This is a genomic window from Legionella nagasakiensis (assembly GCF_900639915.1).
GTDB lineage: Bacteria > Pseudomonadota > Gammaproteobacteria > Legionellales > Legionellaceae > Legionella_A > Legionella_A nagasakiensis.
The window spans coordinates 43,273-55,969 of sequence record NZ_CAAAID010000008.1 but is presented as its reverse complement, the minus strand read 5'-3'; the positions used below and the strand labels follow the sequence as shown (position 1 = coordinate 55,969).

Genomic DNA, 12,697 nt, shown 5'->3' with positions numbered 1-12,697 from the left:
CAGAACCAATATTCAAAGTGGAGAAAAAAAGGCAGCAATATCGTCTTCTGTAAGGATCAATTTTCCTGAATCTTGCATGCACAGAATACCTTCAGCCAGGGTTCGTTTTTTTTCCTGCATTCGCAAAATAGCTTCCTCTACCGTTCCTTCGGTAATCAACTTATAAACGAATACCGGATTTTCCTGGCCAATACGATGAGAACGATCCGTCGCCTGATCTTCGACCGCAGGATTCCACCATGGGTCATAATGAATGACTGTATCTGCTCGAGTTAAATTTAATCCTGTGCCACCCGCTTTTAAGCTGATGAGAAAAATGGCTGCTTTACCTTGCTGAAAATCTTGCACAACATGAGAGCGATTGCGAGTATTGCCAGTCAGTTTTAAATATCCAAACCGACGTTTCTGTAACTCTTTCTCAATCAGTTGAAGCATTGAAGTAAATTGCGAAAAAACCAGAACACTTCGTCCTTCCTCCATGAGATTTTCAAGCAATACCATTAATGCCTCAAGTTTAGCAGACTGTCCATAAGCAATTTCCGCCTGGGGCAATGATAACAATCTTGGATCACAACATATCTGGCGTAATTTCAATAAAGCATCCAACAGAATAATATGACTTTTACCTAAGCCCTGTTTTGCAATGGCATCTCTTACTTTTTTCTCCATACTCAATCGGATTGCTTCATACAAATCCCGCTGTGAACCGGTTAGCTCCACGATGCGAGTCATAATTGTTTTCGGCGGTAATTCGCTCGCTACTTCATTTTTTGTACGACGTAATAAAAAGGGCTGTATCCTGCCAGTTAATAATTCTTTCTTCTCATGATCACCGTATTTTTCAATCGGGGTTCTAAAGATTTGCTTAAATTGTCTCGCACTTCCTAAGAAGCCAGGCATTAAAAAATGGAAAAGCGACCACAGTTCACCTAAATGATTTTCCAATGGCGTACCCGATAGACAAAGTCGATGAGTTGCTTGAAACTGTTGAACGATCTGAGTCGTTTTCGCTCGTGCATTTTTAATAAATTGAGCTTCATCTAAAATAAGATAATAAAATGGATAATTAAGAAAACGCTTTTTATCACGCTGCACCAAACCATAGGTTGAAACAACTAAATCATAATCATCAAAATCATCTCGATGACGCTCCGTTCCATGAAATATTAAAACGTTCAAATCTGGCGTAAAGCGCTTTGCCTCGTTATGCCAATTTCCCATAAGACTCGTTGGTGCAAGAATAAGACTTGCTCTCTTAAGGCGGCCTTGTTCCTTTTCGTATTGTAAAAGAGCAAGTGTCTGTACCGTTTTCCCCAATCCCATATCATCGGCAAGCACACCACCAAACTGATATCTAGATAAACATTGCAACCAATTCAACCCTTGTTGTTGATAATCTCGTAATGCTGCTTTTAATCCTGCAGGAATGGATATTTCAGGCAAAGAATTAACATTCGCCAGCTGCTGTAGTTTCTCTCGCAACGCTTCAGTTGCCTGCCACCGACCTTTTGCTACAACTAATGCCTGCTCTGCTTCCAACATCAGCAATAATTGGTATCGTTTGATGGATAAATCTTGTTGTCCGGTTGTCCTATCTAAACTGTATTGCAACAGAATACGTAATAAAGGTTTGACACGTCCCAACTTAATTTTTAATGTTCTTCCTTCTCCTAATGGCAATTTAACGATCAGATTATCGGATAAATCATCAAGCGTTTTTTCATCCCAACGAGTAATTAAATCAGTCACTAATGGCACAATACTGAACGGTTTCCCTTCGATGAGAATGCCTAACTGATAAGAAAAAAAATCATGGCCATGATCATCAAGACGAGAATACCACTCGACGTCCTCAGCATTAAAAACTTCATTATCAACCGAATAATTCAATGATGGCAACGAAGGTACGATGTTTTGATTTTCTTTAACCTGCAACTCAAATAGACAAGCAGCTGCATGCTCACAGTTCGTGTGGTAAGAGCAACCGCATTGAGCAGAACTACCAGGCCAGTTTTTTAAATCAAAATGCACATTATAAATTTGATTGGAATCCCCTTTGACACGCGCCTTGATTAGACCATCGCTTAAACGCACGTTTAGCACATAACCTTTTTTCTGATAATCTTGTCCCCGACTTAATATAAAATGCGGAAATACATCAGCCATCCGGGCCAAAGCTGCTCTCAACATAACAAAAAAACCTGAATTAAAGAGCCTTTGAACCTGACCAAAGTCTTCGAGCTTGAGCCAGAAAGTGTTAATTTTTGAGCACCGAAGCGCAGTGTACATAGAAGTACATGAGCAGCGGAGTATAAAAAATCAACGGTTTATGGCCAAGATTGGAGACTTTGAACAGGCTCTAAAATGGACTCTAAGTCAAACCATTTATTTTAACAAAAAATAGACATCCTTGGGTAAATTAATTCTGTTTAGTATAAAATAAGCAATTTCATTATTTGATAATACAGCATGTCTCAAGCATTAACTCTACTCATGGCTCAAATAAATCCTACAGTGGGTGCCATAGCAGCCAATACTGAAAAAATAATCAACATCATCGCCGACCATCAACACCAACATGACATTATTGTTTTTCCGGAACTGGCCATCACTGGTTATCCACCTGAAGATCTTCTTTTTCGTCATGAATTATACAAACGAGTTGAACAAGCATTGCAAGCTATCCAGGAAAAAACCAATCATTGCTATGTTGTGATCGGTCATCCATCACTGGAGAATAATAATCGCTTTAATGCTGCCAGTATCTTGTATAAAAAAATGCGTATTTCCACTTATCATAAACAAATGTTGCCTAATTATGGCGTATTTGACGAAGAGCGATATTTTATAGCAGGAGAAGCAAAGCCCTGTGTCTTTACCGTCAAGGGCTACCGCTTAGGGTTGTGTATATGCGAAGACTTATGGCAAACAGGGCCTGTTGAACAACTGATTCAGGCTAAAACTGACGTCATGATTTGTATTAATGCCTCTCCTTTTGATTATGAAAAATACATGCAACGCGAGCTTTTACTCCGCCACTATGCACAACAAGGCCTATCCATTATTTATGTCAATCAGGTAGGTGGGCAAGATGAGCTTTTGTTCGATGGTCAATCAGTGGCTATGAACCGGGAGGGACAGGTCATAGGCCGAGCACCTGCCTTTCTAGAACAACTGCAATCCGTTAAACTTCAAGGTAAACAATTGGATGGCACCATCACACCTCTCTTGGCACAAGAAGCATTAATTTATCAGGCTTTAGTCTGCGGCTTACGTGATTATGTTGAAAAAAATGGGTTTCCTGGTGTACTTCTTGGTTTATCGGGAGGGATTGATTCGGCTCTCACACTTGCCATTGCTGTTGATGCTCTTGGTGCAGCCCGAGTTCATGCCGTGATGATGCCTTCACGCTATACTGCATCAATCAGCTCGAAAGATGCCTTACAGCAACTGAACGTATTGCAAGTAGAGCACACCACATTATCCATAGAACCTGCTTTCAATACCCTTCTTACAACCCTTGCAAGTTCTTTTATAGGGTTACCGCCCGATGTTACTGAAGAAAACATCCAAGCGCGTATACGTGGACTTTTGTTAATGGCACTTTCTAATAAAACGGGTAAAATGGTCGTCACCACAAGTAATAAAAGTGAAGCCGCAGTAGGGTATGCAACCCTATACGGCGACATGGTGGGCGGTTTTTCCATTTTAAAGGATGTATTGAAAACTCAAGTTTACGCCCTAGCCCGCTATCGTAATTCCATTTCACCCGTCATTCCAGAACGAGTGCTGACTCGCCCTCCCTCTGCAGAGCTCGCTGAAAATCAAACCGATCAAGATACCTTACCTGATTATGAAATTCTGGATGGCATCATTACCTATTACATGGAATACAATTTAAGCGCTGAAGAAATTAGTGCTCGCGGCTATCCATTGGACATGGTTCAACACGTGCTTAAACTTATCACACGCAATGAATACAAACGGCGCCAGTCAGCTCCTGGCATTAAAATCAGCTCCTGTGCCTTTGGACGTGATTGGCGTTACCCTATTACTTCGGGATTTATGAAATAATTCTGTTGCTCGTAATCAATATTCACAACAAAATAATAAAAACTCAGGCATAGCCGCTTGCAAAAAAAAGCCAAATCGCTAACATGGAGTAACTTAACAATGGATAACAAGGAGTGTCATGAGAATTATTCTTGTTTCTACCGCATTACTCGCCACTCATATTGCGGCAGCAGCAACCCCCATTGATGGCTTATACACAAGCGTCTTCGGCGGTTATGCCTATATCCCCAATAACATCAGCAAAACCGAATATGGCCTGACACGAACAGATGCTTCTTATCAAGCAGGGTTTGATGCGGGAGGAAGTATTGGCTATAAAAGTAATCCCATGCGTTATGAAGGAGAGCTTACTTACCTCAATGCCAACATTAAAAATTTCGAAATTAATGGCATTCGTCAAATCAGTCCAAGCGGTTATTCAAATGCCATTTTAGCAATGGCCAACGCCTATTATGATTTTCCGGCCATTGTTGCCCCCATTCAACCCTTTTTAGGTCTAGGCCTTGGCTATGCCTGGGTTAATGCAAAATTAAACAGCGCAGGACCTAATGGCGCAACTCGGTTTACCGGTTCAAACAGTGTGTTTGCCTACCAGGCAACAGCGGGCTTAACTTACAATTTTGCAGAAAATTATGCATTAAATATAGGATATCGTTACGTTGCGACGGAAAAAGCTGATGATTTAGGCAAAGTCTTTCAAGCCCATCTGGCCAATGTGGGGATCATTTATCGTTTTGATGAAAGTCGTTATAAATAAGGATAGGATATGAAGCAGTCGTTAAAAATTGGTTTGGCAGTATTGATGCTGCATAACAATCCCATACACGCCCTTAACCCAATCAATGGCTGGTATGCAGGCATTATTCTTGGCGGCAGTTATGCACCAAATGCAAACCTAACTTTCAATTTACCAAACACACCAAATTCTGGCTCTTGCTCTCTTAGTGCCACGTGTTCTACCAATACAACTGGTTCTTTTTCTTATTCTGGATACGGCAATATAGGGGGTCAAATCGGTTTTCGCAGTAATCATTTTCGCGCCGAATTAGAACCCGTTGTCAATTACAACCCCTATCAGAATATAACCGTGAATGGAGTAACCTATACAAGCCCAAATCAAAGTGCTGGCTTACGTCTGAAAGGAGATACTACGACCGTAGGGGTCATGCTGAATGGTTTTTATGATTTTTACACACCAGGTGGAGCCTCAAATTTCGTTCCTTATCTGGGTGCCGGTGTGGGGTATGCCTATATACAAAATACAATTAAATTTTACTGCAATAACCAGTTGATATCCTGTACAAGCCTATCTTCCAACACCAACAGTCCTATAGGGCAAGGCATTGTTGGCGCAGCTTATTATCTCGATGATTTCACCTGGTTTGGTTTGGATTATCGTTATATTACCACGAAAGAACTTAACAACATTCTAGACTCACGAGTACAAGTACATACCATCAATCTTTCATTTAATGGTGTATTTAATTGTCTCTAAAGGGTTTTAGGAGTTTGAGGAGAAGTTGATGCATTTCCAAATCCTGCCTTCTCTGCTTTCTGCTGACATGATGCGCATTGGTGAGGAAGTAACTGCTGTAGCCCAGGCTGGTGCAGACATGATCCATTTTGATGTGATGGATAATCATTACGTCCCAAACCTTACCTTTGGTCCAGTGATTTGCCAAAAAATGCGGGATCGTTTCCCTAACCTTCCCATCGATGTTCACCTAATGGTATCGCCAGTGGATGCCTTGATTCAGCAATTTGCTGAGGCTGGCGCAACACGCATCAGTATTCATCCAGAAGCTACCATCCATCTTGATCGCAGTCTGCAACTCATTCATGAATATAAGTGCGAGGCTGGACTTGTGTTAAATCCATCTACTTCTACCGAATATCTGCCATGGTGCATTCACCGGCTTGATTTTTTATTGGTCATGACCGTTAATCCTGGTTTTGGAGGACAAACGCTGATTCCTGAGGTAATAAAAAAAATTGCTGTTATTCGTCAACAATACCCACAATTGCCAATTTGTGTGGATGGTGGTATCAATACAAAAAATATTACACGTTTGGCTTCAGCAGGTGCTACTCAATTCGTGGCGGGTTCTGCTATATTTAATTCTACTGATTACACTAAAATTATTGCGGAAATGCGGCAACAATTAAGTAGCATTAAATCCCGTTGAAATACCATGAATAAAATACAACTCATTTTATGTGGATTATGTTTAAACATACCGATCTTTGCCGCATCTGCAGAAGCTTATTTAGAAAAATTCCAAACCTATACCTATTGGAGCAAAAACTTACCAACGTCTCCCGACCCTGAATTTCTTGCTTTCATTAATACGAATACACCTCTTGCTCAAAAATTAAGAAAAAAATGGCTCCATCAATTGGCGCGAGATAAAAACTGGGAGATATATACGCAATATTATCAAAACTTCGATGATGTCAGTCTGCAATGTTATGCATTAACAGCTCTTTACCATCAAGGCAAACAACAAGAAGCCATGCAATCTGCAAAATCACTATGGCTGATCGGACTTTCCCAACCTTCTGAATGCAATGAATTATTTAAATTGTTATTAAACAGCAATGAACTAAATGAGAGTTTAATAACCCAGCGCATTGTCTTGGCTTTGGAAAAACGTAATTTATCGCTCGCCCGATATCTTCTAAAACAATACAAAAATCCACGGCATCATGATATTAAAATACTTAATGAGATTTATCATAACCCCTCCCGCATCACCCAGCTGGAAACGGGGGAGTTACATGATGACTATTATTTGTACGGTCTTAAACGCATGGTATCCATCAATATGGATCAGGCCATACGATATTGGCAACATGTGAAAACAAAAAAATTATTAAGTAAAAGACAACAGCAAGCCTTTTTAGTGCATGTCGCACTATACAAAGCCATGCGAAATCATGAAGATACCCTGCAATGGTTTGCCAAGGTAAAGCCTGAGTTTTACAACGATGCATTACTGGATTGGCAAATTCGTTTTGCTTTAAAACAACACCGCTGGCGAGATGTTGAGCGTTTGATTCAACTATCACAGGATGGCGAAAATCCCTCCTGGCAATATTGGCTTGCCCGTGCGAAAGAAGCCCAAGGAAAAAAAGCTGAAGCACTTCCTATTTATGAGCATCTTGCTAAAACAAGAAACTATTATGGCTTTCTTGCAAGCTTGCGAATTAATAAAAAATTCAGTTTCGAAAATGAAAACGCGGTCACCAATCTACAGTTATTACAACCATATCAACCCTTTACCGACCAAATTAAGGATTTGTATACCTCAAATCAAAGCCTAGAAGCTTCACGGTTATTGAGTGATTTTGTTATCGAACTGCCTAAAGAAGAAAAAAGCGCTCTGGCATACTGGCTAGCAAAGGAGCTGCAATGGTATGACAAATCACTGTATCTTAGTAATAATGATGAACTTAATAATCAATTATCTCTAAGATTCCCAGTTGCTTATCAAAAAACCATAACAAAATACGCTAAAAATTATCAAATTCCAAAAACATTAGTTTTTTCTATTATCCGCCAAGAAAGCATGTTTCGTGAACAAGTCATTTCTGCTGCCGGTGCACATGGATTAATGCAAGTGATGCCAACGACTGCCCAAAGTATTGCCAAACATGAACACATCCCTTATGAAGAAAAAAAACAATTATTTTCACCGCAGAAAAATATAAATATTGGCGTTGCCTATCTCCAATATTTAGCAAAACGCTTTGACAATCATCCAGTATTAATCGCGGCCGCCTACAATGCCGGACCAAGACAAGTTAATTATTGGTTAAAGAATCATCCGCCCAAGCAAATTGACATTTGGATCGAAACGCTTCCCTGGCACGAGACACGTAATTACCTGAAAAACATCATAGCGTTTTATGCTGTTTATCAATATCGCATGCATGAAAAACCGGATCTAAGCCCTTTTTTAAAACCATTTTAATCAAGACAGGGGGGCATAAAAAAACCTGGTCGTCACTTTATGATAACCAGGCTATAGATTGGATGAATTGTAGCCCGGTTAACACGCCAGCGGTAACCGGGTTTTTTGTCTGGGCATTATATCCCGGATATTGCTTCGCACTATCCAGTGCTACACTTTGATGAAAATGCTCTAAATAATCAAAATATAAAGCGCTCCTGCTCCTCGTAACACTTGGACCAGCAATTGCTTGTTTTTCTTTTGAGCCTCAACCTGCAGTGAGCGGGTTGTTCTTGTTGGTTGATGATTCGCGGATACAATAATATCTCCCGGCCTTAATCCAGCCCGCCATCCTGAACTATTTTCAGACGCTCCAACCACTTGAACCCCGACGATATGACCATGCAATGGTGAGTCTTGTTCAAAATCCCGCAAGGCTAGTCCATACAAAAATGGATTTTTGGACTGCAACTTCTGCTCATGTTTTTTGACGTCGGTAACCACCACATTAAAGGTCATATCCTTACCTTGACGTTTAATATTGATTTTGGCTGTACTACCTACCCTCAGCAAACTGATGGTTGTTTTTACCTGGGATGCTTGCGTAATTTTGGTATCATTAATTTGCACAATGACATCGCCTGATTTCAAACCAGCCGCTTCTGCCGGTGAGTTTTCATTAACTTGAGATATCAAAGCACCCTGAAAATTTTCTTCATATCCAAGTGCCTGAGCAAGTTCTGGAGTAAGATGTTGCACAAAAATTCCCATCAAGCCACGATGCACTGAACCATACTTAATAATCTGCTCGGCAACGTCTTTGGCCATATTAATTGGAATGGCAAAGCCTATACCCACATTACCCCCATAAAGCGAGATGATGGCAGTATTTATGCCAATTAGTTCCCCTTTCGCATTCACTAAAGCACCGCCTGAATTGCCCGGATTAATAGCTGCATCAGTCTGAATAAAGTTTTCTATGCCTTCAATGTTCAAATCACTTCGTTTCATTGCACTGACGATGCCAAACGTCGCCGATTGGCTGTTACCAAAGCTATTGAGGCCGAAGGGATTTCCGATGGCCACAACAAAATCACCCACTTCAATCTTATCGGAATCACCAATAGGCAAGCTTTTTAAATTCTTGGCATCAATTTTAAGTACCGCAACATCCGTTTCACTATCACCACCTATTAATTTTGCTTTCAGACGCCGTCCATCATTTAAGGTAACGGTAATCAACGTTGCATTTCGAATGACATGATCATTGGTCAATATGATGCCGTTTTCAGGATCAACAATCACACCCGATCCGATGCTTTGAAATTTTTTTGGCTTTTCAGGTCCACCTTGTGATTTGTCCTGATTATCATCCTCATCAGGTAAAGGGACATTTCCTGGAATGATACCTTGCACGGCCACATTAACGATAGCAGGCATTGCAGATTTTAAAACGGGAGCCAAAGTGGGCATTTGCTTTAAATCGTCTGCCGCATACGTCAGCGAGGTAAGCAGCAAAAATACGCCACTCAACCAATATCTGAAATTACAAGTCATACTATTATTCCTGTTTAAACCAAATTAAAGTTGCCATTCTACCGGTTTGCGACTCCCGACGGTAGGAATAGAATTGTTTTTTAAGCTCCAATGTACAGGCTGATGCATGATAAACGGCTGTAAGACCACACGCCTTGAATATCAATTCTGCCATTTGTGGCAGGTTTGTAAGCCATCGCTCAGCATGTTTACGAAATGCGTCTTTTGTATAAGGATAACAGTTTATATAGGCTTCTCGAACTTCATCACCCACTTCAAAGCATGATTGACAAATGGCGGGCCCTATCCATGCCATAAGATGTTCACGAGAACTACGCATTCTTGCAAGCGTATTTTCTATAATGCCACTGACTAATCCTCGCCAACCTGCATGAATAGCAGCAATCTCAGTGCCTTGCCTATCACATAATACAATAGGCAAGCAATCCGCTGTCATAATGACCAAAGGATATATTTTATGCCGAGTAATTGCAGCATCCGCTACACGCTCTGACTCTTCTTCAACGATAACACAACGATTACTATGTGTTTGCTCCAACCAAACAGGTTCACCTGGCAATCTTAGCGCTGCCATCAATTGACAACGGTTCTGCTGCACATGAGCATCATGATCTCCTACATGCAGCGCCATATTATTGCTGTCATAAGGATACTGACTGACACCACCCATTCGAGTGGTTGTTAAAGCAAGAATACTTTCCGGGGCAGGCCAATCAGCTACTAGATTTAGCATAAATACCCACTTGTGTTAATAATCTTTGAAAATCATCCGGCAACGGCACAGAAAATGTCAATTCCTCCTGTGAATCGGGATGCCTAAATGATAAAAAATAAGCATGCAATGCTTGCCTTTTAAAGGCTTGCAACATTTGGCGCATCTCCGAAGTCGTCCCGGCAGGAAAACGTGTTCGTCCACCGTAAAGCGGGTCTCCAACAATAGGATGATTCATGTGTGCCATATGAACACGTATTTGATGAGTACGTCCAGTTAACAATTTGACTTCCAGCAAGGTAAAATATTGATATTGCGTGCGCACTGAAAACTCGGTTATGGCTTCCTTGCCTTGCTGGCGCACAGCCATTTTTAAACGGTTTCTCGGATGACGGCCATAAAAAGTGTCCAGTTTACCGCCTGCAATAACGTGTCCATAAACCAATGCCAAATAACATCGCTGTATCTCTCGCACCTGCATTTGCCGTATCAATGAGGCATGGGCAGCAAGTGTTTTCGCAACAATTAACAAGCCGGTGGTATCTTTATCCAGACGATGAACAATTCCTGCTCTTGGTAAATGATGTAATGCAGGATGATGGTTAAGTAATGCATTCACCAAGGTATGTCTTGGATTTCCTGCGCCTGGATGAACAACCAGACCAGCTGGCTTATTAATCACAATCAGATAGTCATCCTCGAACACAATATCTAATGGGATTTGCTCTGCACAACAGGATGTTTCTTCAAAGTGCAACGTTGGTGCCCGCAATAAAACATGCTCGCCACCGTATACTTTATCTTTTGGTTTGAATAAGCGTTGATTGATAGTAATCACACCCTCTTTTAACCAATGACTAAGTTGGGCCCGGGAAAACTCAGAAAAAAGTTGCGCGAGAACCACATCAATACGTTGCCCACAATAGTGTTCTGGCACAATGATCTCTTTGTCTAATCTGTCATTCATATTGATAAAAAACACTCAGCGTTGCAAAGATAAGACGTTTCAATGAATAAAATAAGCATTATAAATAGTATTACGCCAGTTCAGATTGTTCTACAGTTAATCGTCCACGCAACGAATTAGGTTGCGCTTCCGTAATTAAAACATCTGCAAATTGCCCAATTAATTTAACAGGGCCATCAAAATTAACGACACGATTGCATTCCGTGCGTCCAGCGAGCTGCTGGGTATTTTTTTTAGAGGGACCCGTCACCAGAATACGCTGTGTACTGCCCACCATGGATTGACTATATCGTGATGCCTGCAACAAAAGACGATCTTGCAAAATCTTTAGCCGTTGCTTTTTAAGCATCACGGGGGTGTCGTCGGGTAAATTGGCCGCTGGAGTTCCTGGTCTTGCGCTAAAAATAAAACTGAATGAAGTATCAAAACCCAATTCATGCACCAAATCCATTGTATCCTGAAAATCACGTTCTGTTTCGCCAGGAAAACCAACAATAATATCCGTTGAGAGACGAATATCCGGGCGAACTTTACGCAGTTTACGAATTTTCGATTTATATTCCATTGCCGTATAACCACGTTTCATCAAGGCAAGAATTCGATCAGAACCGCTTTGAACGGGCAAATGCAAATGATTGGCCAACTCAGGCACCTCAGCAAAAGCCTGAATCAAATTATCAGAGAATGCAACAGGATGGGAGGTTGTAAAACGGATTCTGTCAATGCCATCAATGGCAGCCAAATAATGAATCAGCAGCGCCAAATCGGCAATATCGCCATTGTGCATCCCACCACGATAATCATTTACGTTTTGACCAAGCAAATTGATTTCTCTCACGCCTTGGACAGCCAGTTGATAACATTCCGCAAGCACATCATCAAATGGACGACTAATCTCTTCACCACGCGTGTAAGGAACGACGCAATAACTGCAATATTTACTGCACCCTTCCATAATGGATACAAAAGCAACGGGACCTTCGGCACGAGGAGCAGGCAAATGGTCAAATTTTTCTATTTCAGGAAAACTGATATCAACCACCGGCTTTTTCGTATTCATCCGCTCATCAAGCATGCTTGGTAAACGATGCAACGTTTGTGGCCCAAAAACCAAATCAACAAACGGTGCGCGCTTAATAATATCAGCACCTTCCTGGCTTGCCACACAACCACCAACCCCTATCACCACATGCGGATTATTACGTTTATATTCACGCCATTGTCCTAACTGGGAGAACACTTTTTCCTGTGCTTTTTCACGAATGGAACAAGTATTCAGTAAAATAACATCTGCTTCCTCGACTTGATCGGTTTTTTCCAATCCATGCGATTGCAGTAAAACCTCTGCCATTTTGGACGAATCATATTCATTCATCTGGCAACCATTTGTTTTAATATAAAGTTTTTTTGCCATAATCATTTATTAACGGTTCA

9 protein-coding genes and 1 pseudogene are annotated in these 12,697 nt (G+C 41.0%); 5 read left to right on the top strand and 5 right to left on the bottom strand.

Going from position 1 to position 12,697, the window contains the following annotated elements:
* Window positions 1–12 precede the first annotated feature (12 nt).
* Window positions 13–1,977 (bottom strand): annotated as a pseudogene (locus tag E1O52_RS08080) (DEAD/DEAH box helicase); the annotation flags it as partial.
* Between the two features lie 492 nt (window positions 1,978–2,469).
* Here E1O52_RS08080 and E1O52_RS08075 point away from each other — a divergent pair.
* The 5 genes from E1O52_RS08075 (at window position 2,470) to E1O52_RS08055 (ending at window position 8,048) form a co-directional block, all read left to right on the top strand.
* The gene (locus E1O52_RS08075; RefSeq protein WP_133128203.1) at window positions 2,470–4,074 is read left to right on the top strand and encodes an NAD+ synthase; all 1,605 of its coding nucleotides are present in this window, start codon (window positions 2,470–2,472) and stop codon (window positions 4,072–4,074) included.
* A 118-nt stretch (window positions 4,075–4,192) separates the two neighbouring features.
* Window positions 4,193–4,831, top strand: a complete 639-nt coding sequence (locus tag E1O52_RS08070) for an outer membrane protein (RefSeq protein ID WP_133128202.1) — start codon at window positions 4,193–4,195, stop codon at window positions 4,829–4,831.
* Window positions 4,832–4,840: 9 nt separating this feature from the next.
* Window positions 4,841–5,569, top strand: a complete 729-nt coding sequence (locus tag E1O52_RS08065) for an outer membrane protein (protein WP_133128201.1) — start codon at window positions 4,841–4,843, stop codon at window positions 5,567–5,569.
* A gap of 28 nt (window positions 5,570–5,597) precedes the next feature.
* Window positions 5,598–6,260: a ribulose-phosphate 3-epimerase gene (gene rpe, locus E1O52_RS08060; protein WP_133128200.1), complete on the top strand. Its 663-nt coding sequence runs from the start codon at window positions 5,598–5,600 to the stop codon at window positions 6,258–6,260.
* Window positions 6,261–6,266: 6 nt separating this feature from the next.
* Window positions 6,267–8,048, top strand: coding sequence for a transglycosylase SLT domain-containing protein (locus E1O52_RS08055; RefSeq protein ID WP_133128199.1), 1,782 nt, complete (start codon window positions 6,267–6,269; stop codon window positions 8,046–8,048).
* 171 nt (window positions 8,049–8,219) lie between these two features.
* Here E1O52_RS08055 and E1O52_RS08050 read toward each other — a convergent pair whose 3' ends face one another.
* From E1O52_RS08050 to miaB, 4 genes are all read right to left on the bottom strand, one after another.
* Complete coding sequence (locus E1O52_RS08050; protein WP_242602209.1) at window positions 8,220–9,500, bottom strand: Do family serine endopeptidase; 1,281 nt, start codon at window positions 9,498–9,500, stop codon at window positions 8,220–8,222.
* Window positions 9,501–9,588: 88 nt separating this feature from the next.
* On the bottom strand, window positions 9,589–10,317 hold the full coding sequence (gene pgeF, locus E1O52_RS08045) for a peptidoglycan editing factor PgeF (protein WP_133128197.1): 729 nt from the start codon (window positions 10,315–10,317) through the stop codon (window positions 9,589–9,591).
* Window positions 10,298–11,263: a 23S rRNA pseudouridine(1911/1915/1917) synthase RluD gene (gene rluD / locus E1O52_RS08040; protein WP_133128196.1), complete on the bottom strand. Its 966-nt coding sequence runs from the start codon at window positions 11,261–11,263 to the stop codon at window positions 10,298–10,300. Before rluD ends, pgeF begins: the two co-directional genes overlap by 20 nt.
* A gap of 70 nt (window positions 11,264–11,333) precedes the next feature.
* Window positions 11,334–12,677 (bottom strand): tRNA (N6-isopentenyl adenosine(37)-C2)-methylthiotransferase MiaB, encoded by a 1,344-nt coding sequence (gene miaB, locus E1O52_RS08035; RefSeq protein ID WP_133128195.1) that lies wholly within the window; start codon window positions 12,675–12,677, stop codon window positions 11,334–11,336.
* Window positions 12,678–12,697 lie beyond the last annotated feature (20 nt).